The sequence below is a fragment of the Sorangium sp. So ce836 genome (assembly GCF_028553905.1).
Taxonomy (GTDB): Bacteria; Myxococcota_A; Polyangia; order Polyangiales; family Polyangiaceae; genus Sorangium; species Sorangium cellulosum_D.
The window spans coordinates 10,492,561-10,516,882 of sequence record NZ_CP102233.1 but is presented as its reverse complement, the minus strand read 5'-3'; the positions used below and the strand labels follow the sequence as shown (position 1 = coordinate 10,516,882).

Genomic DNA, 24,322 nt, shown 5'->3' with positions numbered 1-24,322 from the left:
TACGGGCGGCGTCGTCATGCTTGGAGTCCAGAACGTTGGCGAAAATTGACAACGAGACGACCCTTCCGTTGGCGTCGCAGCAACTGCCGCCGAGTCTTCTACTCGCGCGGCCGGGCACCGCATTCAGAGCGGTCTCTCTGGTCCTCGCTGCCGCTCGCGCTACCCCCATGGCCACCCCATCCTGCAAGGCCAGCGGAGATACCGTCCCGTGTCAAGACGGGGCATGCGCTCGGCAGAGTGCCGCCGGCAGGGTGGGGGGAGGCAGGCCGGCCGGGCAGGGGACGCACCTGCGCACACATCTCCGCAGCGTCGCGTCCGTTCGCTTGGTTCCGGGCTGCGCCAGCATGGACCCGGGGTTGGTCCCGCGGGCCTGGTGTCAGTTGCTCGCCCGCCGTGGAGCTCCGTGGAGCCTCGTACCCTGGCGTCACCCGCGGCGCCCGCTCCCGGTGGTCACGCACACGCCGGCCCCGCCCCAAATCCAGCGTCGCCGAAATTTATCAGGTCACACGCAGGTCACACAAAAGCAAGAAGACACGGCTCTCGCCGTGTCTTCTTGGTGGAGGCGCCGGGAATCGAACCCGGGTCCGCAAGGCATCCAGTCTACCTTCGTTCACGTGCGTAGTCGCCATGCGCCGGCGACGGCGTTCGTAGATTCGGCTACGACCTATCCCTCACTGAATCTCGGCCGCGTTATCGAGGGCACCCTCACGCAGCCCAGCCCTGTGGTTGACACCCTTGGAGTACTAGGACGACCTCCTCCTCAGATGGCTTAGCGGTTCTTAGGCCGCGACAGCGTATGCGTTGTCGTTCGCACTTGTAACGTCCCGCTTGATAGGCGGAGCAGGAGCCGCCAGCACGCAGACAGACCTTCAGTCCCCACGTCGAAGCCGATCGCCCCCTCGTGGTTCGTTCAGACGGACCGAATATTGCTAGGAACTGCGCTGCCGTCAACCCCTCCGTGTCAGATCGCTCTGCCGCTGAGCGCGCCGTGCATGGGCCGTCGGTCCGCGGTCTCGGGTTGCCCGGGTCGATCCGCCTCTTCCGGGCATTCTCTCTTCCGCCTGCCCCCGGCGCCGTCCCTCACGCATCGGTCCGCTTCCGCGGCTCCGCCGTGCTTGCGCTGCGCTCGCTCCGCTGCGCCCTGCCGCGTCTGCTCCCGCGCTTGCACCTGCTCGCGCTCGCGCCGCTTCCCTCGCTCGCGCCGCTTCCCTCGCTCGCGCCGCTTCCCTCGCTCGCGCCGCTTCCCTCGCTCGCGCCGCTTCCCCCTCGCGCCGCCCCCGCCGCCTCCCTCCGCCTCCCCTCGCCCCCGCCGCCCCGCTTCCTGCCGCCTCCGCCCGCTCGCCAGCCGCTCTCGACGGCTCCCCCTGGCTCGGCTAAGAAGCCCGCGAAAAGGAAAAGGAGACGGGCAGCTTATGACGAGGATGGTCCACTGCGTGAAGCTCGGCCGCGAGGCAGAGGGGCTGGAGAAGCCGCCGCTCAAGGGCGAGCTGGGCAAGCGGATTTACGACAACGTCTCGAAGGAGGCGTGGCGGATGTGGCTGGAGCACTCGAAGATGCTGATCAACGAGTACCGCCTCGATCTCATCTCCGAGGCTGGCCAGCGGATCTGGATGACCGAGCTCGACAAGTACTTCTTCAGCGCCGGGAACGAGGCCGCGCAGCTCCCGCCCGACTACGTGGCCCCCAAGGACAAGCCGGAGTAGCCGCTCTCCGTCGGCCCTGCCGCCGGCGGCGCTCCCGTCCACCTGCCGGCTGCGGTCGTGCCGCCCACCTGTCCGGCTTCGCACCTCCCCAACCAGCTGCGCCCGGCCCACCGGCGTCCTCCACCCCTGCGGATGCGCCCGCCACTCATAGGCCCCCCGGGCCTCCCGGCCCCCCGGCCCCCCCCAGCCCCCCGCCTCACCCCCTCACTTCAGCGCCCCCGGCGTCGGCAGCGCCCCCCCGCCGCGCACGTACTCGATCAGCGCCGCGCTCATCTGCTTGTCGACCTTCTCGCACTTCGCGCTGACCGCCCCCATCGTCGCGCCCTTGCACTCCCTCCGCCGCTCGGCGACGATCTTGCCCACCTTCTCGTCGGCCTGGAACGCCTCGCGCGTCTTGTCATCCAGGCTCTTCCACGGGATCGGCGCGAACTTCGGCTTCGGCGGCACGTGCTGCCGGACCTCCTCCGTCATCAGCGACGCGCACGTCCCGTCCCAGCGCAGCACGTCGTAGCCGCCCCCGGCGCCGCTCACGACCATGCCCCCCGTGTCCGGCACCCGGTGATAGAGGATCAGCACCTCCTCATCGAACAGCAGCTTGTCGTTCGAGGACGACCCGCCGGACGCGTTCCACGCCTCGGTGTCCCGCGTGAGGTACCCGCGCGTGAACGGCGACCCCTTGGCGAACAGACTGAGCGCCACGTCCGGATAGAACCCGCTGCAGAGCCGCTTCACGAACGCCGCCGGCGGCAAACACACGTCACCCTTCTGCTCGCACGTCGTCGGGATCTGCCTCGACGCATCCGCCGCCGCGTCCTCCTCCTTCTTCTTCCCGTCCCCGTCCTCCGCCGCCTCGCCGCCCGACGCCGCCGCCGGCGCCTCCTCGGCCTCCGCAGGCTCCGGCGCCGACGGAGGAGGCGCCGCGCCGCCACAAGCGACCAGGGAACCCATCAAAACAAGCACAAAAGAGCTCTGGACAGATCGCATGGCCCACGAACCTACCGGAGCCGGCACGCCCCTCCGCATGGAAAAACGACAACAACCCGCGACGCAATGCGCTAGCACGACCGCGCAACCCCGTGGCGCAATGCAGGAGATCCACCCCACCGTTCACAACGCAATGCGCTAACCGTCTCGACGGTCCCCCGCGACCGCCGTGATGGTTCAGTTTTCCGACAGCACTTGACATCAGCTGCCCATCAGCAGAGTCTGAGCTGATTCCGGCAGGAGGTGGTCGTGCTGGATCTTTCTTCGTCCGCATTGTCATCATCGCGTGTTGGCGGTTCGCGTAAGTGGAAGTCTCACATGGACGCTCGTTCGAGGGGACGACGGGTGTCCGCTGGTCTCGCCGGGTGTGCGATATTCGCCTCCTGGGCGCTCCTCGCCGGCTGCGGCGCGGCGGAGGAGCAGCTCGAACCGTGGGACACCGGCGAGGTGATCACGGGGGCAGGCGGCGGCTCCGCCTCGGGCGGCTGGGAGGGCGCCGCGGACGGCCCGGCCGGGACGGGGGGCGGCTGGCCGTCGTCCGCGAAGCTCGGGCCGCCGTATCCCATCGTGCTCGCCCACGGCTTCTTCGGATTCGAGGACTTCGCGGGCGCCGGATACGTCAGCTACTTCTACAACGTCAAGCAGACCCTCGCCGAGGGCGGCGAGGCGGTGTTCACGCCCTCCGTCGATCCGTTCAACAGCTCCGAATACCGCGGCGCCCAGCTGACCGCGCGGATCGAGCAGATCCTCGCCGAGACGGGCCACGAGAAGGTGAATATCATCGCCCACTCGCAAGGCGGCCTCGACGCCCGCGTCGTCGCGCACGATCGGCCCGATCTCGTCGCCTCCGTCGTGACCGTCGCCACGCCGCACTTCGGGTCGAAGATCGCCGACATCGCGCTCCAGCTCGTCGCCGACGAGCGCCTCCAGGACGTCCTCGACGACCTGCTCAACGCGATCGGGGCGCCGCTCTACGACCAGATCGGCGAGGAGACGAGCGTGTTCGCGTCGCTCGAGCAGTTCTCGACGCCCGGCATCGAGGAGTTCAACGCGAAATACACCGACTCTCCCGGGGTGTTCTACGCCTCCTTCGGCGGCAGGACCGACCGCGCGCGCGGCGGCCGCGATTGCACGACGCTCGCCCCGGTGCCCTTCGTCGCGCAGTTCGACGAAGGCCTCGATCCGGTGCACCCGCTGCTCTCGCTGACAGAGACCATCCTCGACGGCGGCTTCGGGGAGTCGATCCCGAACGACGGCCTGGTGCGCGCGCGCGACGCGCGCTGGGGCAGCTTCTGGGGCTGTCTCCCCGCCGACCATTTCGACGAGATCGGCCAGCTCTTCGGGCAGAGCCCGGGCGAGGGGAACACCTGGCTCTATATCGACTTCTACCGCGCCGTGATCGAGCGGCTCCGCCAAGAAGGCTTCTGACCGCCGTCGAAAACCGCCCCGAGCGGCGCCCTGTCCAGTACCATGCCCGGCCGATGCTCAAGGCGCTGCTCACCTCGTCGCTCCCGCTGCTCGCCCTGCTCAGCGCGGCCTGCAGCAGCGACGTGCGCCGGTTCCCCCTGCGCGATCCGGTCTGGCGCGACGCCGATCTGAGCCCCGTCGCGCTGCCCTGCCGGCCCGATCCCGAGGCGCCCAAGGACGATCCGCGGCACCGCCTCTGCACGCCGGAGCCGTACGAGTCGTCGTTCGCGTGGGACGCCGCCGACAACCTCGTCTTCCGGCCGGTGACGCGGTTCTTCGCCGTGGATCCGGGCGGGGAGGCGGTCAACGTCAACAGCGTCGACGAGGTGCCGGACTCGAGCTGGTTCACGAACCGGATCGGGAAGCGGCCGCTCTCCGTCGAGGAGCTCGTGAGCGGGCCGTGCGGCGACAAGACGCTCGACCCCGAGGCGCCGGACGGGTCCTGGGTCATCGACATGGGCAAGCCGAACGGCGCGAACCCCGGCTTCCGGATCAAGGTCGAGGGGATCGGCAAGTTCATGCTCAAGGCCGATCCCGCGGAGCAGCCCGAGCGGGCGACCGGCGCCACCGCGATCGCGGCGCGCCTCTACCACGCGGCCGGCTACTGGGCGCCGTGCGACTCCGTGGTCTACCTGAAGCCGTCGGTCCTGAAGCTCTCGCCCGGGCTCACCGTGACCGACAACAGCGGCACCTCCAGGCCGTTCGATCAGGCGGCGCTCGACCGCGTGCTCGCCAAGGCCGCGAAGCGGGGGGACCGGGTCCGCATGGTCGCCTCGCGCTGGCTGCCGGGCCGCGCCCTCGGGCCGTTCAAGTACGACGGGACCCGGGAGGACGACCCGAACGACGTCATCCCGCACGAGGACCGGCGCGACCTGCGCGGCGGGCGCCTGCTCGCGGCGTGGCTCAACCACTTCGACTCGCGCGAGCAGAACTCGATGGATGTCTGGCTCTCCGAGGACGAGGACGACAAGGACGCATCGCCCGGCCACGTGCGGCACTACTACATCGATCTCGGCGACTGCTTCGGCAGCGAGTGGGACTGGGAGGGCATCTCGAAGCGCCTCGGCCACGCCTACTACTTCGACGCCGAGTACGTGCTGCTCGACTTCATCACGCTCGGCATCCCCGAGCGGCCGTGGGACCGGGCGACCCGCGACCCGCAGGGCGACATCTTCGGCTTCTTCAACGCCCGCGACTTCCGGCCGGAGGGCTGGCGGGGCGGCTACCCCAACCCGGCCTTCGGGCGCATGACCGAGCTCGACGGCGCCTGGGCCGCGCGCACGCTCGCGCGCTTCACGCCGGAGCTCGTCGAGGCCGCGGTGCGGGCCGGGGATTTCACCGCCCCGCGGCACACCGCGTGGCTGATCGACAAGCTCCTCCAGCGCAAGCAGGCGATCATGGCGCGGTACCTCACGCGCCTGTCGCCGATCGCCGACGTGGCCGTGGCCTCGCCGGCGGAGCTGTGCGGCGTCGACCTGGCGCGGCGCACCGGCGTCGCGCGGGCGCAAGATCTCCGCTACGAGGCCGCGATGTACGCCGGCGAGGCGCTCGCCCTGCGCGCGCGGCCGGTCGTGCGCCCCTCGCCGGACGGCCGCGTGTGCCTCTCGCTCCCGCACATCGCCGCTCAGGGCGGCGCGCCCGACGACGCGCCCTCGCGCTACGCGATCGTCGACATCCTCAACGGGCAGGCGCCTGGCCCGCTGCGCGCCCACCTCTACGACCTCGGCCCGCGCCGCGGCTACAAGCTCGTCGGCATCGAGCGACCGGACGATCCAACCGCGCCCGACTGATCCTCTTAGCCTCGCCCCTCGCTCAGAATCCGCGGCTGGCGCCGACCATCAATCGCAGCTCTTGCAGGCCGGCCCCCTGCTCGAAGGTCTCGGTCGCCGAGCCGATCAGGAAGTCGAAGGAGTGGTCGCGCGAGCTGCTCGTGCGCAGGCCGAGCACGAACGACATGCGCAGCAGGTCGAGCTCGAAGTCGCGGAGGTGCTCGCTGAACACGTTGCCCGCGGCCACCTGCACCGTGCCGTCGAGGAACGCCCAGATCGGGTATCGGTACTCGAGCGTCGCCGCGGCGGCGCTCCGCCCGCGGAGGCGCCCTTCGCGGAAGCCGTGCATCGGCGCGCCGCCGCCGAGCTCGACGAGCTCGGTGAAGGGGACCTCGGCGGTGCCGAGCGGGTCGGCGAAGGTCGCCGAGAGGACGAGGCTCACGATGCGTTCGTGCCCGGTGAGATCGACGAACCCGCCCAGCGTGCCGCCGTAGCGGAGCCACCGGCTCTGCAGCGGCCGCTCCAGGTCGGCGGCGTGCTCGCCGGAGAGCTCCAGCCGGACGCCGTGGCCCCGCTCGGGGCGCGGCCGCCGCGAGTCGAGCGCGGCCCGGGCCCCGATGCGGTACGCCGTGTACCCCGTGTCGAACGCGGGAGGCAGCGGATAACGGCCGTTCGCGACCCGCCAGCCGACCGTCGGCTCGCAGCAGATGTCGTCGAAATCGACGGCCTTCGCGCCGGTGTACGCCTCGACGAAGCTGAACGCGTCGAAATCGACGTGGACCGTGGCGCTCCCCTGGATGCTGTGGGCGGCGTAGCGGGCCCAGTCGCGCCCCAGGGACCTCGGGCCGATCCCCGCGAACAGCCAGTCGGGCCGGGTGTCCGCCTCGCCGCGGAGCTTCAGGTACGCGCGCCCGTCGAGCGGGATGCGATCGGCGATCGTGAGCCGCAGCCAGTCGATGCCGCCCGTCGCCGCGTGCACGCGGAGCTCGTTGCCCGGGAAGAACAGGTCGTCGTAAAAGATGTAGACGCCGACGCTCGCGCGAAAGCCGAAGTCGAAGAGCGCCGTCGGGATGATGCCAATCGTGTCGTTGGGCCCGAAGGTGAAGATGTCCTTGAGCTCCTCGATCCACTCGCCCTGCTCCGCCGCGACCGTGAGGTAGCCGAGCGGCCGCCGGACCAGGTACTCGCTGGCGAGGTAGGCGGGGAAGAGCAGGACGCGCGGCACCCAGAGGAGCGCGTCGCCGACGCTCGCCCCCTCGTCCGGGCGACCATCGTAGTCCGGCAGGGGGCGCCTCGCGCTGGGCGCCTGCGGCGCCGCGACGGGAGGCCGCGCCGCCGCAGCCGCCGCGCGGGGCGCTGGCGGAGCCCCCGGGGCCGGCTGTGGCGCCGCCGCCGCGGGCGCCGCGGCCCCCGCCGCGGGCGCCGCGGCCCCCGCCTGCGGTGCGGCCGCCCCAGCCTGCGTCGCGGCCGCCCCACTCTGCTGCGTCGCGGCCCCGGCCTGCGGCGCCGGCTCAGCCGCTCCCGCCTGCGGCGCGGCCAGCGCCTCGGCGCCCAGCGACAGCACCGCGCAGCTCGCGAGCGCGGCCGTGCGCCGCCGAAGGCCCGTGCCGATCGCGCGCGTGCATCCCTTCTCGTCAGTGCCCAATCCGCCTCGTCTCTCGCACGTCGCCGCGCGGGAGCCTAGCCGAGTTCCCGACCGGCGAGACGTTTGTCCGCGCCGGCGCGCCCTCTGTCCAACGCCCTGTACGGCGCTTCACACGCGCGGCGCCGCGACGGAGGTTGCCGGCCGGGACCAGGCTCGATAGCCTCCCGCGCGCGGGCATCGGTCCTGTTCCGGTGCCGCCTGAACGGCGGTTGTCCCGGGATGGAGCGGCGCGTGGCGAGCACTGGCGAGAACGAGACACCGGCCCGAGGGGTCCTTCACCGGCTCCTGTCGATCTTCGCCGAGGTGAAGCCCCGCGAGGTCTTCAGCGTCCTCGTCCTGACGCTGAACGTCTTCCTCCTGCTCACGGGCTACTATCTCCTCAAGGTGGTCCGCGAGCCGCTGATCCTCGCGGGCGGCGGGCTCGAGATCGGCGGGCAGAAGCTCGACCTCGACGGCCCCGAGGTGAAGGCCTACGCGGCGGCGGGCCAGGCGCTGCTCCTCGTCGGCGTCGTCCGCGCCTACGGCGCCATGGCCCGGCGCTTCGGGCGCATGCAGCTCACCACCGCGCTGACGCTCTTCTTCGCCGGGAACCTGGTCCTCTTCTTCTTCCTCGCGCGCCTCGGCGTCCCCCTCGGGGTGCCGTTCTACCTGTGGGTGGGCTGCTTCAACCTCACGGTGATCGCGCAGTTCTGGTCGTTCGCCAACGACGTCTACACCCCCGAGCAGGGCAAGCGGCTCTTCGCGATCGTCGGTATCGGGAGCTCGCTCGGCGCCATGTTCGGCGCGCAGATCGCGAAGCGCGTCTACGTGCCAATCGGCCCCTACAACATGATGCTCGTCGCGGCCGGCGTCCTGCTCGCCTGTCTATGGCTCACCTACCTCGTCCACCGCGACGACCTCGCGGGCCCGGGCGGCGGGCCGCAGAAGGCCGACGCGCCGCCCGGAGGCGCGGCCGGCGGCTTCAAGATCATCGCCGGCGACCGCTATCTCCTCCTCATCGCCGCCCTGACGCTCGTCCTCAACTGGGTGAACTCGACCGGCGAGTACATCCTCGATCGCACCCTGATCGAGTCCGCCACGAGCGCCCTCGGCCAGGAGAGCGCGCCGGGCGGCGCAGCCGCGAATGCGCCGGCCGCGGCCGAGGGCGCGGACCCGGGCGCGCCGCTCGCCGCGGGCACCCCGGTCTACCTCGTCGATCCGGACGCGTCGCGCCTGCTCGAGGGGAAGATCGCCGCCGTCAAGGGCGACGCGTTCGACGTCGAGGCCGGCGGCAAGGTCGTCGAGGGCGCCGAGAAGGGGCTCGTCCACCCGCGCACCGAGAAGGGGAAAAAGGCGGCGCTCGGCGCGATCATCGGCACCTTCAAGGGCGATTTCTTCTACTGGGTGAACACCCTCGGCGTCGTCCTGCAGCTCTTCCTGGTCTCCCGCATCTTCAAGTACCTCGGCGTGCGGTTCGCCCTGTTCATCCTCCCGGCCATCGCCCTCCTCGGCAACGCGTCCCTCGCGGTCCTGCCGGCGCTCGCCGTCGTGCGCGTCGCGAAGATCGCCGAGAACAGCACCGACTACTCGGTCCAGAACACGGCGCGGCAAGCGCTCTTCCTGCCGGTCGGCCGCGACGCGAAGTACAGCGCCAAGGCCGCCATCGACACCTTCGTCGTCCGCGCGGGCGACGTGCTCGCCGCCGTCGGGGTGATCGTCGGCCAGGTGCTCGCGCTCTCCGTCCGGCACTTCGCGATGGTCAACATCGCGCTCGCGCTCGCGTGGCTCGCCGTCGTCGTCGGCATCGCCCGGGAGCACAAGCGGCGCGCCGCGGACGAGCAGGACGCCGAGGACCTGAAGGCCGCGTAGCCTCAGGGCCGGCCCGCGGCCGCCTCCGCCTTCCAGGCCTCGTAGGCCTCCATCAGGGCCAGGTACACCCAGCGGCCGATCACCTCGGCCCCCGCGCCCGACGGGTGCGCGAGATCGGCGCCGCCGAGCCCCCGCTGGACCCACACCCCCATCGATCCCGAGCCGCCCATCGCGCCGAACGTGTCGAAGTAGCCGCACCCGACCTGCCCGGCCACCCGGCGCTGGATCGCCGCGAGCTTCGGGATCACGGGCCGGCTCCGGTAGACCTCGCCCTTCTTGTCGGCGCGGTCCATCGGGCCCACGAGCAGGCACGACGACTCGGGCAGCGCCGCCCTCACCTGATCGAGCACCGCCTTCATCGTCGACTCGACCTGATCGAGCGGGAACAGCTCGCCGTCCTCGCTCTCGTTCATGCCGTACTGGAACACCGTCAACGACGGGTTCCGCGCGCGCAGCTGCTCGGCGAAGTGGGCGTCGTCGCTCTTGTCGAGGAAGCGGATGCGGCAGCCCTGGATGCCGATCGCGTCGAGCACCACCCCCGGCGTGTCCCGCTCCATCCAGACCCCGAACGCGCGCACCCCCGGCCCGCGCGCCCACACCTCGAGCGCATGCGGCCCGTCGGGCACCTCGTAGGTCGCGATCGCCGAGCTGGCCGCGTCGGCCCGCGTGTCGATCGTCTCGCGGCTCTCGCCGTCGATCTTGATCTCCATCCGCCCGCCCTCGGGGTGCTTCAGGTAATCGACGGCGAACCGCGACACCGCGCGCCCGTAGCTCCCGGTCTCCGCGGTGGCGAAGCGCGAGAACACCCCCGCGCCCTGCGAGCGGAACGACACGCCCCCGAGCCCGTACAGCCCGTCCTTGGCGAAGGGGCCGACGACGCGGCTCACCTGCCAGCCAGGGCCGGCGGAGCGCACCACGTCGTTGTGGAAATATCCAGGCCACGCGTTGGCCATCAGCATGAACCCGTGGCCCGCGTCGCCGAACCGCTTCTGCAGCTTGCGCCGCAGCGTCGCGGTCACGAAGTCGCTCGCCACGATGGAGTCGCCGAAGTACGTGATGCGCGCGATCGACCCCGGCGCCTTGCGCTCGACCGCGGCGAGCGCGCGGAAGAACGGCGTCATCGCCTTGCCGCTCGGGTCCTCGATCGGGCGCGGCGGCTTCCCCTCGGAGGCGACCGCGGCCGGCACGAGCTCGGCGGCCGCGGGCGGCAGCGCGACCTCCTCGGGCTGGCGCAGCTCGGCCTGCTCGGTGGTCTCCGTGACGAGCGTCGTCTCCCCGACCGACGCGACGGGCGCCGGCGCCGGGACAACGACGAGCCCCTCGCCCTCGGGCAGCGGCGTGAGCAGCCGCAGCCGCCGCAGGCTCGGGTGCGCGTAGGGCAAGAGCACGAGCAGCGCGAGCGTGGCCAGCGCCCCGGCCGCCGGCGAGACGAGCCCGTTCCGCGGCGGCGAGCTCGCCGGCGCGCCGCCCGCGGGAGGCGCACCGCGCCCGCCGGGCGAGGGCGCGCCGTGGGCGGCCGGCTCGCGATCGGGAGGCCCGTGGACGGCCGGCTCGTGGGCGCTGGTGCTGCTCGTGGAGGTCATCGATGCGCGGACGGGAGGGGAGGGGGGCGCTCTGCGACGGCGTGCCCGCTCAGAGGCCGGCGTCCGGAGGAGCGTTGCGCTTCTCCAGCTTGTCCAGCGCCGCGGTCGCCCTGTCGCGGCAGCTCATGTCGCCCTGGTGGATGCAGATCGCGCGCAGCAGCTTGATCTCGCTGGCCGACGCGCGCCCGCCCCAGACCTTCGGCTCGAGCGCCCTTCGCTGCGCCGGGTACGAGCTCGAGTCGAGCGGAGCGCTCGCCTGCGGGGCGCCCGTGTCCGCGGCCTTCGGCGTCGAGGAGGCCGGCGGCGCGGGCGCGGGCGTGTGCGCGTGCTGCTGCGGAGACCAGGACATCTGCGGCGCGCCCTGCGGCGCGGGCTCCGGCTCGGGCGGCGCCTCGGGGTCGACCTGTCGCCGCATCTCGGCCACCCGCTCGCGGAGCGCCGTCGGGACGCCCGTCGTCTTCGCGATCTCGTTGAGCAGCGAGAGCTTCTCGCTCTTGGTCGCGGCCCGCTCGACCTGCTGGAACATCGCCTCCGCCCAGCGCTCCTCGATCTCCCGGAAGCGCTGCGTCTCCCGGACCGGCGCCGTCTCGGCGATCTCCTGCAGCTTCCGGTGCGCGGCGTCGATGTTCCCCGCGCGGAGGTGCTCGTGCGCCGCGTCGAGGATCTGCGCGTCGTTCCCCCCGAGCTCCGGCGTCGTGGGGCGCGCGTCCGGCTCGGGCACCGCCGGCCCCTGCGAGCGAGCGCGGGTGACCGCGACCACGGCGATGGCGAGGATCACGGCCACCGCAAGGAGGATCCCCATCGCCTTGCTCGCCCCGCCGAGCGAGCGGGACGACTGCACCGCGGGTGCCACGCTCCCGTACGCGCCCGGCGAGCCGGGGCCGCCGTCCGGTCCGGCGCGAAAGATCTTGCCGGCGGCGACGAAGCGGAGCCGCACGTCGCCGAGCTCGAGCGCGTCGCCCGCCTCGAGCAGCCCGCGCTTCAGCTCGACGCCGTTGATGCGCACGCCGTTGGCGCTCTGCTTGTCGACGACCTCGTAGCGGCCGTTGCCCAGGCTGATGAGCTCCGCGTGCAGGCGGCTCACGGAGCTGTGGTTGATCGAGATCGTCGCGTCCTCGGAGCGCCCGATCGTGAAGCGCTCCCCGTCGAGCGGGAACTCCGCGCCGGGCGTCGGGCCGACCACCATGACGAGCCGGTTCGGGCGGGTGTGGAGCGGCAGGTGCGCCGTGCTCCGGCTGCCGGGCGGCGGCGTCGGGCTCGTCACCGCGGACGAGAGCGCCTCATCGACGATCTCGATGCGGTAATCGCCGAGCTGCACGAGGTCGCCGTGGCGCAGGTGCTGCTCGCCGTTGACGCGCCCGCCGTTGACGTACGTGCCGTTGTAGCTGTCGAGATCGCGGATGACCCAGCCCTGGCCGTTCTTGGCCAGCGTCGCGTGGCGCCGCGAGACGTTGCGGTCGGTCAGCCGGATCGAGTTCGACTCTCCGCGCCCGAGCGCATACTCCTCATGGGCGAGGGGGAGCCCCGTCTGTTTCCCCTCGTCATCCTCGATCGTCAGCTTCCACATAGCGGGTTCGGGGCATTCAGGCGACGCCAGGCTCGCCCCGCGAGCCGCTGTGGATCGGTGGCATCTGCCGTTCGCCGTGCGAGCCTCCTCTGCGAGGCCGGACTACTTTAGCGAGTCCGCCTCCGGGAAGGCAACGACGGCGCGCCGACCGATGGCGGGCGGCCGGGACCGCGGCCTTTCGCCCGCCTCCTTCGGCCAGCGGCGGACGGCGCCGGGCAAGAACCCGGCGGGCCACCGGCCGGCCGGCGCGCGGAGAGCGGCGCGCCTGCATGCGCCGAGCGCCGCCACGCCCCGCGCGCCGCCGGCTGGACGCGGCGTCGCCGCGCCCGCGCGCAGCCGCGGCGGAACGTCGCGGCCGCGCGGCGTTCCGCCCCGGGTCCGCGCTCGGCGCGGCGCGCAGCGGGCTAATGGCCGCCTCCCACGGGCCGAAACGGGTGGAGGAACGCCGAGAGCGCCCCCGGGTTCCGGGTCTGCAGCCAGAGCCGCCCGTGGCCCTGGAGCTCGCAGACGAGCCCCTCGCCGGACAAAAACAGGCCCTTCAGGCCGGCCAGCTTGCGCACCTGATACCGCAGGCCCTCGGTGAACGCGAGCAGGTGTGTGTTGTCGCAGATATATCCCTGGTGCTGCCGGCCGACGTCGATCGCGTGGATACCGCCGTAGCTCGAGAACCAGATCAGCCCCTCGCCGTAGGCCCGCAGCAACGACAGGCCGCCGGCGAAGAAGCCCTTGGCCCCCTGCCACTTCGTGTCGAGCGCGATGCCGGGCGTGGAGGCGAGATAGGCGCCCGACTGGAGGAAGACCTCCATCCCCGAGCGCAGGACGATGCGCTCGATCGACCCCTCGGGCGCCGGCGCGAGCCGCATCGACTGCATGGGCGCGGTCGCCGTGAACGTGTTCTGGAAGAGGCTCTCTCCGGCCGTCAGCCTGCGTTTGAGCGCGCTGGCGAGCCCGCCTTGCAGGCTCGTCTTCATGTCGATGGCCGCGTCGCGCGCGACCATCGCGCCGCTCTCGGCGATGATCTGCTCGCCGGCGTGCTCGAAGGTCACGTGGAGGACGCCGAACTCGGGGTTGTCTCGGATCTCGTCGCGCACGCCGTCCCCTCGGTCTCTAGGGTTGCCGCGGGGCGAGCCGCGCGCCGACCGCCGCGCCGTACCTGCCGGCGTTGCGAGACTGGACCCACAGGCTGCCGCTGCCCTCGACGTGGCAGACGAGCCCCTCGCCCGAGAGCCACGTGCCGAGCCACGTCGACGTGTTCTTGCCGATCCGGCACGAGAGCGTCGACTCCCACGCTGCGAGGTGGCCCGTGTCGATGACCACGTGGCCTCTCACCGGGAGCTCCTCGAGCGCGCCGAAGCCGCCGATGATCATCTGACCTTGCCCGGCCGTCTCGAGGGCGAAGAGCCCCGCTCCCGAGAAGAAGCCGCGCAGGCCGCCCGAGCGCGTCTTCACCTCGACCTCCGGGCTGGACGCGACATAGGCGCTGCTCTGGACGCACCATTGCCTGTCGCCCACCTCGAGCACCGCCATGTCCCCGGGCAGCGGCGTCGCGAACAGCACCTCTGCGTGGCCGCCCTCCGCGATGAACGAGTTCCGGTAGAACGACTCTCCGGCCAGCATCCGCTTCAGGCCCGACATGATGCCGCCCGACTGCGTCTCCACCCGCACGTTGGTCGACATGCCCACGAGCGCGCCGCTCTCGGCGATCACGTGCTCGCCCGGCGCGAGCCAGCACTGCGCGAGGGCCTGGGAGGGACGGTAGAGGAGATTCACCTGCATCGGACGTCTCCGTCGCTCCTCAGGGCGGGAGCAGCGGCGCGAGCCACCCCACGAGCGCGCCGGCGCTGCGCGACTGGATCAGCACGCGGCCGCGGCCGGTGAACTCGCACACCACGCCTTCGCCGGAGACCATGAGCCCCATGAGCCCACCGCCAGGGCTCCTGATCTTGAGCGCGAGCGACGCGTCGAACCCGACGAGGTGCCCGCCGTCGACGATGAGCGACCCGTCGCAGGGGAGCTCGTCGATCGCGCCGTAGCTCGTGATCCAGAGATCGCCGACGCCGGAGGCCTCGATGAAGAAGACGCCCTCCCGCGCGAGGACGGCGCGCAGCCCACCCCAGCGCACCTTCACGTCGATGTCGCCCGCGCTCGCGAGGTAGGAGCCGGCGCTGAAGAGCATCGTCTCCCCGCGGAGGGGGACGTGCTTGACGCGGCCGCTGAGCGGCGGGGCGAGCCACACCCACCCGCCCTCGGGCGCCTCGATGTGGTTCACGAAGAACGTCTCGCCGCCCGCGAGCTTCCGCAGCAGCGCGACGACTAGCGCCTTGAGCCGCCCGAAGAGCCCGGCGCCGCGGCCCGCGTTGAGCCGGACGACCGTCCGCAGGCTCGGCGAGCGCGCGACCATCGCGCCGGCCTCCGCGAGCAGCGCCTCGCCAGGATCGAGGCTGACCTCCAGCAGCGAGGACGACGGCTCATGCTTGGTGCGATGCTGCATTCGTCCACCCGCGGGGCACGTACATATAACGGACCCACGGCGGGAGCGGAAGCGGGAAGAAGGTGTGTCGAGGTGAGCTCGCGCGACGTATTTCATGTTTTCTGTCCAGCGGCTCGCTCGCGCTGACTTCTACCCTTCGGCGTGGGTAGACTGAGCGGGTGAGCGACAGGCGACTTACGGCCTCCGAGCCGACGCCCCGCACCGAGCCGCGCAGCGAGCAGGGCCAGGGGTCCGGCTTCGTCGCCGCGCCCCAGCGCATCGCCGGGCGCTACGAGATCCTCGGCCTGCTCGGCACCGGCGGCATGGGCAGCGTCTATCGCGTCCGCGACGTGGAGCTCGACGAGGTGGTCGCCCTCAAGATGCTGCGGCGCGATCTCGCCGACTCGGCCGGGATGCTCGAGCGCTTCCGGCAGGAGGTGAAGCTCGCGCGCCGCGTGACGCACCGGAACGTCGCGCGGACGTTCGACTTCGGCGACCACGAGGGCGAGAAGTTCCTCACGATGGAGTGCGTCGACGGCGAGTCGCTGCACAGCGTCCTCGCGCGGACGGGCCCGATGCCGGCGCAGCAGGTCATCGGCATCGGCTGCGCCCTCTGCGACGGGCTCGGCGCCGCGCACGCGGCCGGCATCGTGCACCGCGACCTCAAGCCCGAGAACGTGCTCCTCGACAGGGGTGGGCGGGTCGTCATCACCGACTTCGGCATCGCCCGCACCTCGTCCGGGCCGAGCGCCGGCGAGTCGTCCGGCTTCGTGCTCGGCTCCCCCGCGTACATGTCGCCGGAGCAGCTGACCGGCGAGCCCGACATCGACGCGCGCACCGACATCTACGCGCTCGGCATGATCCTCTTCGAGTGCCTCACCCACCGGCGCGCGTGGCCGGGCGCCGGCGCGATCGCGGCCGCCATGGCGCGGCTGCGGTCCCCGCCGCCGGACCCGCGCTCCGTCCGTCCTGACGTGCCCCTCGCCGTCGCGGACGTCGTCCTGCGGTGCATGGCGACGCGCCGCGAGGACCGCTACTCGAGCGCGGCCGAGGCCCACCGCGCGCTCCTGCTCGCGCGCTCGCGGGTGTCGATCGCCCCGCAGCCGGCGCAGTCGCTCGCCTCGATGATCGCCGCGTCCGCGGCCACGGCCGCGCCGACCGCGCGGCAGCCGATCGAGCAGAACCCGACCCGCGTCGCCGCGTCGGTCGAGGCGGTCACCGCGCCGCAGCCGCGGCTCATGTCGCCCACGCTGTCGGCGCCCGTGCCCACGCCGGCGCCCACGTCCACGCCCTCGTCCGCGTCCTCGCCGGCGCTGAAGACCGTCGCCGTGCTCCCGTTCCGCAACGTCGGCGCCCCGGACGACGAGTACCTCGCCGACGGCTTCACCGAGGATCTCACCGACACCCTCTCGATGACGGCCGGCCTCAAGGTGCGGCCGCGCGCCGCGGTGTCCCGGGTGCGGCTCGACGGCCGCGACCCGCGGGACATCGGCCGCGAGCTCGGCGTGCAGGTCGTGGTCGAGGGCTCGCTGCGCCGCACCGGCGGCGGCTACGGGCACGACCCGCCGCGCTCGCAGCCCTCGGCGCCGTACTCGCGGCCGGGGTCGCGCCTGCCGCCCGCGGGCCCGCCCGCGGGCGTGCGCGTGACCGCGCGCGTCATCAGCGTCGAGGACGGGTTCCAGCTCTGGGCGAAGCGGTTCGACAGCTCGCCCGAGGCGCTGCTCGCGGTGAGCGACGACGCGGCGAGCGCCATCGCCGGGGCGCTCACCGTCGACGCCGCCAGCCGCGAGCGCGAGGCGCCGGGCGACCCGCGCGCGATCGACCTGTACCTGCGCGCCCGCCACCAGCTGCGGCACCTCTGGTACGGCGACGCCGCGCCGGCGGTGTCGCTCTTCGAGGAGGCGCTGTCCTTTTCTCCGAACGACCCGAGCATCCTCTCCGGCTACGCCATCGCCTCGGCGCGGCTGATGGCCGCGCAGGGCGACGGCAGGGCGCAGCTCGCGAAGGCGCAGCAGGCGGCCGAGCGGTCGATCGCGCTCGCCCCCTCGCTCGGCGAGCCGTGGGTGGCGCTCGCGACGGTCCGCTTCAGCGCGTGCGACCCCGTCGGCGCCGTGCCGGCGCTGCGCAACGCGCTCCAGCGCGCGCCGAGCCTGGCCAAGGCGCACGAGCTGCTCGGCCGCATCCTCCTCGAGGCGGGGCTCGTCGACGAGGCGGTCTTCCGGCTCGACACGGCGCTGTCGCTGGATCCGGGCGAGCCGTTCCCGCGCTGGGAGCTCGCGCGGGGCCGGGCGCTGCTCGGCGACTGGGCGGGGGCCGGCGTGCTGCTCGACACCGCCGCGGAGGACCCGTCGAGCCGCTTCCACAAGGCGATCATGCGCGCTCGGTTCGGGCTGTGGCGCGGCGCCCCGTACCCCATCGACGACCTCTTGCCGGCGTCGGCGGAGAACGTCCCGATCCAGTACGCGCGCATCTACCGCGACGTGCTCGCGACGTCGCGGCTCTCGGACGAGCAGCGGGCGTTCTTGCGCGCGAGGTCGGACGGCGCGGAGCCGGGCAGCCGCCTGCGCCCGCTCTTCCTCCAGATGCACGCCGAGATCCTGGCGTTCCTCGGCGAGGACGACGCGCTCTTCCGCACGCTCGCGGGCGCGGTGGAGGCGGGGCTCTTCGACGCCCTCTGGATGCAGCGCTGCGCGGTGCTCGATCGCGTGCGGCCCTCCGCGCGCTTCGCCCCGCTCCGCGCGCGCGTCGAGGAGCGCGCCGCGGCGGTCGTCGCCGCGTTCAAGGCCTGAGCGCCGCGGGCCGCGCGCGATCGTCGCTCGGGTCGCCGCTCAGCCCCTGCGCGCGTTCTTGGCGCCCCGGGAGACGGCGGGCATCAGCACGTCGCCCTCCACGTGCCCGGAGACGTCGAGGACGGTGCGGCCCTCCGCGTCGCGGCCGGGCCGCTCCCGCGTGTAGCGCTCCGCCGGGGCGGCGAGCACGACGCCGAGCTCGCGCGCCGCGGTCGTGAGCTCGGCCGACAGCGCCGCGTCGATGATCCGGGCCCGCTCGCCGCTCGACGAGCCGGCGGGGATGGCGACGGCCACCGAGCCCGTGACGACCCCCTCGCGCGCGAGCAGCCCGTGCGGCGAGCCGGTCGTCCGCGCGAGCGCGAGCGCCACGCGCGCCGCCTCCAGGCGATCGCGCGCGGCGGCGAGCGACGCCGCGCCGCGGCGGAGGATCTCGCGCGCGCCGTCCCCCGGGTCGCCGCGGTACGCCTCGGCGAGCTCCGCGTTCGCCTCCCTGATCCGCGTGATTTCGGCCTCGGCGGCCGCGACCTCGGCCTCGTACTGCGACAGATCGATCGAGCTCATTGCGTGTCGTCAACCTCGGTTCGTGAACAGGATGCTCCCCGCGAGCAGCGCGCCGGCCGCCGCGGCGCCGTAGAGGCAATAGCGCGCGAGCGCCGCGTGGCCAGCGAGGTAGAGCTGCAGCCCCGCGAAGCCGGCGGCGATCGCGAGCGCCGCGTAGATGAGCTGGCGCACCCCCGTATAGACGAGCGACGCGGCCTGGGCGAGGCCGCGGATCTTGACCTCGGCCTCGCCGCGGTTGGCGCGCGTCAGGTACTTGCGCAGGTCGTCCGGGATCGTCAGCGCCTTGATCCCCATGTCCTTCGCCGCCTCGAGGGCGATCTGCGCCCAGTCGCGGCTGCCGAGGACGAAGTCCTGCACGTACGGGCGCACGACATCCATGGGGTTGAGGTCCGGATCGAGCTGCGTGCAGACGCCGGTGAGCAGGAGGAGGGTGCGCTCGAGCAGCACGAAGTCGCGCGGCACGTGGAACGCGCCGGAGAGCTCCTTCAGCCCGATGTTCATGCGCCGGAGGTCGATCAGGCTCTCGATGCCCTTCTGCGGGTCGAGCTTGATGTCCTTCAGGTTGAAGGACTCGAGCTTCACCTCGTCCTGGAAGCGCTGGTGGAAGAACTCGACGACCTTCTCGCTGACGTCGACGGTGTCGCGCCGCGAGAAGAAGCGCATCTTGCGCAGCGCCTTGATGATCCCCTCGGTGTCGCGGCGGATCACGGCCTCGAGGAACTCGGGGATGCCCTCGCGCATCTCCTGGGAGAGCTCGGCGACGGCGCCGAAGTCGAGCAGGATGAGCTCCCCGTTCGGCCCGACCAGCATGTTCCCCGGGTGCGGATCCGCGTGGTAGATGCCGTCGATGAAGATCTGCTGGCAGAAGACCTGCACGATCTGCCGGGCGAGCGCCTTGCGGTCGACGCCGTGCGCCTCGAGGGCCGCGACGTCGCCGACCTTGATCCCCTCGACGAACGTCGTCGTCATCACGCGCCGCGTGCAGTAGGGCTCGATGGGCCGGGGGAACCGGACCTGCGGCTGCTTCGCGAAGTTGTCGGCGATGCGCACGATGTTCCTGGCCTCGCGCACGAAGTCGAGCTCCTCGAGGATCATCGAGCGGATCTGGTGGTAGTAGGCGTCGAGCCCCTGCACGGGGACGAACTGCGCGACGATCGCCATGATGCGGCGGATGGTGAGCAGGTCGAGGCGGACGATCTCGTCGATGTCGCGGTGCTGCACCTTCACGGCGACGTGGGTGCCGTCCATGAGCCACGCCTCGTGGACCTGGCCGAGCGACGCGCTCGCGAGCGGCTCGCGGTGGAAGCGGGCGAAGACCTGGTCGATGGGGCGCCCGAGCTCCTCGGCGATGCGTGCCTCGATCTCCTCGTAGGGGCGCGGCGGCACCTGGTCCTGCAGCCCCTCGAGCCCCGCGCGCAGCGTCGCGGGGAGGAAGTTCGCCATGATGCTGAGCATCTGGCCGACCTTGATGAAGAGGCCCTGGAGCTCGACGATCGTGCGCTCGATGCGGCGGGCGTTCCTCGCGTGCACCTCGTCCACGCGGCCCTGCGCCCACGCGTCGCCGAAGAGGCGGCGCAGGAAGAAGAACCAGAGGTAGCTCGCGATGACCGTGAACGTCGTCAGGTAGGCGCGGATGAAGCGGCCGCTCTGCGCGGCGTTCTGCCGGAACGAGCGGGGCGCCGCCGCGGGGCGCTGCGCCGGATCGAGGGCCGCGGGCGCGCGCGCGGCGCCGGCGACGTCGGGCGGCCTCGATGGGGTGGCCGCGCCGTCGGGCGGCCTCGGCGGGGTGGCCGCGCCGTCGGGCGGCCTCGATGGGGTGGCCGCGCCGTCGGGCGGCCTCGATGGGGTGGCCGCGCCGTCGGGCGGCCTCGATGGGGTGGCCGCGCCGTCGAGCGGCCTCGGCGTGGCGCCGTCGGGCTCGCGCTGGACCGCGCCGGGGCGCAGCTCGCCGGGCGCGCGCGCGGGCTCGGTGGGCGAGCGGAGCAACCCGGGGGACGGGCCCTGCTGTTCAGGTGCGGCGCCGTGTGACACCGCGGCAGCCTAGCATCGCTCGGCTTCAGCCCGCGAACACGCGGGCTCGATGCGGCGCGCCATGCCCTCGTCGCGTCATCGCGCGGCGGCCATGGCCTCCGCGATCGCGTCGTAGACCGCGGGGCGCGCGCGGCGGATCGCGTCGGAGGCGCGCGTCGGGTGGACGCGGTTCGTGAGCAGCACGCCGACGAGCTCGGCGTCCGGGTCGATCCAGAGGCTCGTCCCGGTGAAGCCGAGGTGGCCGAAGGTCCGCGGGCCGAAGCGGGCGCCGGCGCTCGGCCTCTCGCCGCTCTTGCCGTCGAACCCGGCGCGCAGCGACCCGCCCGGCCGCGGCTCGATCAGCCGCTCGACCTCGTCGCGCGAGAGCCACTCCGGCCGCTCGCCCGCGAGCGCCTCGAGCAGCGCCACCCCGAGCCGCGCCACCGACATCGCGTCGCCGAAGAGGCCCGCGTGCCCGGCCATCCCGTCCTGCGCGATCGTCCAGGCGTTGTCGTCGTGCACCGCGCCGCGGATCACGCCCCCGCGGAACGCCACGTCCTCGGTGGGGATGACGCGCTCGTCGAACCGCGGATCGCGGCGCCTGAGCGCGCGGGCCGAGGCGACCGCGAGCCCGAGGGGGCCGGTCACCTCGCGCGCGACGACCTCGTCGAGCTCCGCCTCGCCGCGCCGCGCGACCGCGGCGCCGAGGAGCAGGTACCCGAGGTCGCTGTACACCGGCGGGAACCCGCCCTCGGGCGGATCGCCCGCGCACCCCTCGCGGCGCGCGTCCGCGCAGGCGAGGAGCGCCTCGAGGGGATCGATCGGCGCGCCGTCGCCGGGCCGGTGGAGCGTGCGGTGCGCCTCGAGCCCGGCGCGGTGCGCGGCGAGGAGCTCGAGCGGCACGGCGGCCGATCGCGTGCCGGCGAGCTCGGGCAGCACCTCTCCGAGCGGCTCGTCGTACCTCGCCTTGCCGGCGCGAACGAGCCGGGCGAACGAGAGCGCGGTGAACGGCTTCGTCACCGACGCGAGGTCGAAGATCGCGTCCATCGTCGCCGCGGGCGGCGCGCCGCCCGCGCCCGCCGGCGGGCTGTCCTCGAACCACAGCCGCCCGGCTGCGCCCGATCCGTACCGGACGTTGTTCCGTGTGCGCACGGCGGCGGCGACGCAGGCGCAGGGCGCGGCGCTGTGTTCTTCGACCGCGAGCGCAGCGATCGGCGTGAGGTCGACGAGGGCCATGGCCGAGGATGAGGAGGCGCGTGCGCCCCTGTCAAACGAGCTCTGACGGCGGGCTGGACCGGGCCTGGGGAAACGGGGAACGCTCCCCGAAAGATCGAGCGGCGGGGCCGGTCCTGCTTCAGGATCTCGCGGTGAGCTCTCCCTCGAGCACCGAATCACGCGCCGCCGTTGCGTCGCTCGCCGCGCTCGCGGCGAGGTACGACGATCGCCGGCCCGATCGCTGGGCGTCGGTCCCCGAGGAGCTCGACGCCGCGATCGCGTTCGACGTCGAGCTCGCCGAGGCTGGGCGCGTCGCGCGCGCGCCGCTCGTGGTCGAGCTCGCGCGCCGCTTCGAGTTCCCCGCGCGCTACCTCGACGCGATCCTGCTCGTGCCGCGCGAGCGCTTCGTCCTCCCGGAGGACCTCGCGGCCTCCGCGGACGACACGCCGCTGCCGCTCGATCGGGCCGGTCACGCGACGGTGAGCGCGCCGCACGCGTACCTGCTCACGTTCAGCCTGCTCGGCCTCGCGCCGGGCGATCGTCTGCTCGAGCTGGGCACCGGCACCGGCTACGGGGCGGCGCTCGCGCGGCGCATCGTCGGCCCGGCCGGTCACGTCACCTCGATCGAGATCGACCCTGCCCTGCACGCGCGCGCGGCGCGGCTCCTCGGCGCGCGTCCGGATCGCGATGGCGACGACGCGGCGCTCGCGAGCAGCGGCGCCGGGCCGTCCGACGAGGGCGCGGGTGTCACGTTGCTGTGCGGCGACGGGCGTTCGCTCGCCGAGCGCGTGCTCGCGTCCGGGCGGGCGACGCCGTCGGAGCGTCCCTGGAAGGTCGCGGTGACCTACGCGTTGATCGAGCCGCCCGCCGCGCTCGAGGAGCGGCTGGCCGACGGCGGCGTCCTTGTCGCGCCGGTCGGCGCGTGGGAGGGCCACCAGGAGCTCATGCGCGTCGAGCGCCGGCAGGGCGCGCTCCTCCGCGAGGTGCACGGCGCGGTCCGCTACGTGGCGGAGCGCGGGCGCGGGTAGGCCGCTCGCCGCGCATGCCGGGGGACGCGGCCGCCGGCGGCGGGCCGGCGCGCGGCCGGCCGGTGCATCGCGTGCGGTGTGCATCCCAGGGCTGTCTGTCGGAGGCTGGTCATGCGCGCCGTAGGGCCTCCTGGCTCACGGCGACGCGCGGCAGCGGCGCGGCTAGGCTTCTGTACCCGGCCTCGAGCCCGGGTTAACGAGGAAGCGGCGATGCTGACGGAAGCACACTTCAAGAATTTCAAGCTGCTTCGAGACGTGAGGTTGTCTCTCGGTCGGCTCAACGTGCTGGTCGGCCCGAACGCCGTGGGCAAGAGCACCGTGTTGGAGGGGCTGCACGACCTGCTCCAGCTTGCCGCCGCGAAGCCTGGGTGGTCCGCGACCGTCCATTCGGGGGTGCTCTTCAGGGGCGAGCGTGCGGTCGAAGACCTTGTCGCGAAGCCGGACGCCACCGAGCTCGAGCTGGGAGCCGTCCTGGAGGACGGAAGGCGGTTCCGTCTTCTCGCACGGGCCGCGACAAAGGAGCCGCAACCCGAGTGGGGGGGACCTGTGGTTCGGCAAGGAAGGGCAGGAGACGAAGCTCTCTCTGCCCTGCGACGACCAGGCGAAAGAACAGAGCTTTTTTAGAGGCCCCCGCGAGGCGGGGCTCGGATCGGTCGTCCGGCTCAAGCTGCACGCCGAGACGCTCGCCGCGGAGCACTACTCTGAAGAGGAGATCCCAGGCGTCGGGCACGACGGTGAGGGTCTGGCTTCCGTGTTGCAATACCTGCAGGGGCTGCGTGACGGAACCCTGGACGCGATCGAACGGGATCTGGCGACCATCGTCCCTGGCGCGCGGCGTATCCGCGCGCTGCCCGCCCGCGTCCGGCGCCGGGAGAAGCAGCGGATATCCGTCGATGGCCAGGACTTCTGGGCCGATCGGTCGCGCGACGTCACCGGCGCCCGCTTCGAGGTCGAGTGGGAAGGGCTGGGGTGGGTGCCGGCCGGTCAGCTCTCCGAGGGGACGCTGCTCGCGCTCGGCCTCATCACGGTCGTGCGCTTCGACGCGCCGCGCCTCGTCCTGCTCGACGATCTGGACAAGGCGCTGCACCCGGTCGCGCAGCGCAAGCTCGTCGCGCACCTCCGTGGCGTGCTCGACGCGACGCCTCACCTGCAGATCGTGGCGACGAGCCACTCGCCGTTCCTCCTCGATGAGCTGCGCGTGCAGGAGGTCATCGTGATGAGCCGCGCTGGAGCGCGCGGCTCGGCGCTGCGCCGGCTCGACGAGCACCCGACATCGCAGAAGCGGGGCGCCTATCTTCGTCCGGGTGAGTTGTGGAGCCTCGTCGGCGAGGGGTGGGTGAGCGAGGGCGGCGGGTGAGCGCTGTCGCCCTGGGGGTCGCCGCCGAGAGCGCCGGCGACGTACGGATCGTTCAGACCCTCCGCGGCGAGCTCCACTTCGACCCCTGCACGAAGCCGGAGCAGCTCACCTCGAAGAACGAAGCGGACCGTAAGGACGCCAAGCGGGTCCTCGGGGTGCTGACCTCCACCGGCCGGGATGCCCTCGCGCGCTGGGCCGACGTTCCCCTCGAGCGTCTCGAGGCCCATGGTGGAGCGTGCGGCCTCGCTCGCTTCGTGCGCGAGGTGCGGGAGCGTCTCGTGCCGCTCGTGGAACGCGGCTGAGGTGTCGCTGCCCTCGGCCGCGAG

Annotated in this window: 19 protein-coding genes and 1 other RNA gene; 9 read left to right on the top strand and 11 right to left on the bottom strand. The window is 72.8% G+C overall.

Annotated elements, in window-relative coordinates:
• Positions 1-554: 554 nt before the first annotated feature.
• Positions 555-899, bottom strand: a transfer-messenger RNA (tmRNA) gene (ssrA, locus tag NQZ70_RS38315).
• 513 nt (positions 900-1,412) lie between these two features.
• Here ssrA and NQZ70_RS38310 point away from each other — a divergent pair.
• Positions 1,413-1,703, top strand: a complete 291-nt coding sequence (locus tag NQZ70_RS38310; RefSeq protein WP_129578653.1) for an oxidative damage protection protein — start codon at positions 1,413-1,415, stop codon at positions 1,701-1,703.
• Positions 1,704-1,907: 204 nt separating this feature from the next.
• Here NQZ70_RS38310 and NQZ70_RS38305 read toward each other — a convergent pair whose 3' ends face one another.
• Positions 1,908-2,651, bottom strand: a complete 744-nt coding sequence (locus NQZ70_RS38305) for a hypothetical protein (protein ID WP_129578652.1) — start codon at positions 2,649-2,651, stop codon at positions 1,908-1,910.
• 381 nt (positions 2,652-3,032) lie between these two features.
• Here NQZ70_RS38305 and NQZ70_RS38300 point away from each other — a divergent pair, with 381 nt between their 5' ends.
• Positions 3,033-4,115 carry a triacylglycerol lipase gene (locus NQZ70_RS38300; protein ID WP_129578651.1) on the top strand — a complete coding sequence of 361 codons (1,083 nt, stop codon included), beginning with the start codon at positions 3,033-3,035 and terminating at the stop codon, positions 4,113-4,115.
• Between the two features lie 53 nt (positions 4,116-4,168).
• Positions 4,169-5,944 carry a hypothetical protein gene (locus NQZ70_RS38295; protein ID WP_129578650.1) on the top strand — a complete coding sequence of 592 codons (1,776 nt, stop codon included), beginning with the start codon at positions 4,169-4,171 and terminating at the stop codon, positions 5,942-5,944.
• Positions 5,945-5,966: 22 nt separating this feature from the next.
• Here the strand turns inward: NQZ70_RS38295 and NQZ70_RS38290 are convergent, their stop codons facing one another.
• A complete protein-coding gene (locus NQZ70_RS38290) occupies positions 5,967-7,568 on the bottom strand; it encodes a BamA/TamA family outer membrane protein (protein WP_272826414.1) in 1,602 nt (533 codons plus the stop codon).
• 231 nt (positions 7,569-7,799) lie between these two features.
• On the opposite strand from NQZ70_RS38290, the gene NQZ70_RS38285 reads away from it, so the two are divergent.
• Positions 7,800-9,416: an NTP/NDP exchange transporter gene (locus NQZ70_RS38285; protein ID WP_237244403.1), complete on the top strand. Its 1,617-nt coding sequence runs from the start codon at positions 7,800-7,802 to the stop codon at positions 9,414-9,416.
• A 2-nt stretch (positions 9,417-9,418) separates the two neighbouring features.
• On the opposite strand, the gene NQZ70_RS38280 is transcribed toward NQZ70_RS38285, so the two are convergent.
• The 5 genes from NQZ70_RS38280 to NQZ70_RS38260 form a co-directional block, all read right to left on the bottom strand.
• Complete coding sequence (locus NQZ70_RS38280) at positions 9,419-10,999, bottom strand: GDSL-type esterase/lipase family protein (protein ID WP_129578647.1); 1,581 nt, start codon at positions 10,997-10,999, stop codon at positions 9,419-9,421.
• A 49-nt stretch (positions 11,000-11,048) separates the two neighbouring features.
• The gene (locus NQZ70_RS38275; protein WP_129578646.1) at positions 11,049-12,566 is read right to left on the bottom strand and encodes an FHA domain-containing protein; all 1,518 of its coding nucleotides are present in this window, start codon (positions 12,564-12,566) and stop codon (positions 11,049-11,051) included.
• A 404-nt stretch (positions 12,567-12,970) separates the two neighbouring features.
• On the bottom strand, positions 12,971-13,657 hold the full coding sequence (locus tag NQZ70_RS38270; protein ID WP_129578645.1) for a TIGR00266 family protein: 687 nt from the start codon (positions 13,655-13,657) through the stop codon (positions 12,971-12,973).
• 16 nt (positions 13,658-13,673) lie between these two features.
• Entirely contained in the window at positions 13,674-14,342 is a 669-nt protein-coding gene (locus tag NQZ70_RS38265) for a TIGR00266 family protein (protein WP_129578644.1), read from the bottom strand.
• Positions 14,343-14,361: 19 nt separating this feature from the next.
• On the bottom strand, positions 14,362-15,057 hold the full coding sequence (locus NQZ70_RS38260; protein ID WP_129578643.1) for a TIGR00266 family protein: 696 nt from the start codon (positions 15,055-15,057) through the stop codon (positions 14,362-14,364).
• A 158-nt stretch (positions 15,058-15,215) separates the two neighbouring features.
• Here NQZ70_RS38260 and NQZ70_RS38255 point away from each other — a divergent pair, with 158 nt between their 5' ends.
• Entirely contained in the window at positions 15,216-17,825 is a 2,610-nt protein-coding gene (locus NQZ70_RS38255; RefSeq protein ID WP_129578642.1) for a protein kinase domain-containing protein, read from the top strand.
• A gap of 39 nt (positions 17,826-17,864) precedes the next feature.
• Here NQZ70_RS38255 and NQZ70_RS38250 read toward each other — a convergent pair whose 3' ends face one another.
• The 3 genes from NQZ70_RS38250 to NQZ70_RS38240 all read right to left on the bottom strand — a co-directional run bounded on the left by NQZ70_RS38250 (position 17,865) and on the right by NQZ70_RS38240 (position 21,632).
• Positions 17,865-18,386 carry a hypothetical protein gene (locus NQZ70_RS38250; RefSeq protein WP_129578641.1) on the bottom strand — a complete coding sequence of 174 codons (522 nt, stop codon included), beginning with the start codon at positions 18,384-18,386 and terminating at the stop codon, positions 17,865-17,867.
• Between the two features lie 9 nt (positions 18,387-18,395).
• Positions 18,396-20,417 (bottom strand): AarF/ABC1/UbiB kinase family protein, encoded by a 2,022-nt coding sequence (locus NQZ70_RS38245; RefSeq protein WP_165374378.1) that lies wholly within the window; start codon positions 20,415-20,417, stop codon positions 18,396-18,398.
• 75 nt (positions 20,418-20,492) lie between these two features.
• Positions 20,493-21,632, bottom strand: a complete 1,140-nt coding sequence (locus tag NQZ70_RS38240; protein WP_129578640.1) for a serine hydrolase — start codon at positions 21,630-21,632, stop codon at positions 20,493-20,495.
• A gap of 131 nt (positions 21,633-21,763) precedes the next feature.
• Here NQZ70_RS38240 and NQZ70_RS38235 point away from each other — a divergent pair, with 131 nt between their 5' ends.
• The 4 genes from NQZ70_RS38235 to NQZ70_RS38220 all read left to right on the top strand — a co-directional run bounded on the left by NQZ70_RS38235 (position 21,764) and on the right by NQZ70_RS38220 (position 24,298).
• Positions 21,764-22,639: a protein-L-isoaspartate O-methyltransferase gene (locus NQZ70_RS38235; protein ID WP_129578639.1), complete on the top strand. Its 876-nt coding sequence runs from the start codon at positions 21,764-21,766 to the stop codon at positions 22,637-22,639.
• A 111-nt stretch (positions 22,640-22,750) separates the two neighbouring features.
• Positions 22,751-23,263, top strand: a complete 513-nt coding sequence (locus tag NQZ70_RS38230; RefSeq protein ID WP_324293035.1) for an AAA family ATPase — start codon at positions 22,751-22,753, stop codon at positions 23,261-23,263.
• Positions 23,184-23,996 carry an AAA family ATPase gene (locus NQZ70_RS38225; protein ID WP_250645725.1) on the top strand — a complete coding sequence of 271 codons (813 nt, stop codon included), beginning with the start codon at positions 23,184-23,186 and terminating at the stop codon, positions 23,994-23,996. Before NQZ70_RS38230 ends, NQZ70_RS38225 begins: the two co-directional genes overlap by 80 nt.
• A complete protein-coding gene (locus NQZ70_RS38220) occupies positions 23,993-24,298 on the top strand; it encodes a hypothetical protein (protein WP_129578638.1) in 306 nt (101 codons plus the stop codon). Before NQZ70_RS38225 ends, NQZ70_RS38220 begins: the two co-directional genes overlap by 4 nt.
• Positions 24,299-24,322: the final 24 nt, after the last annotated feature.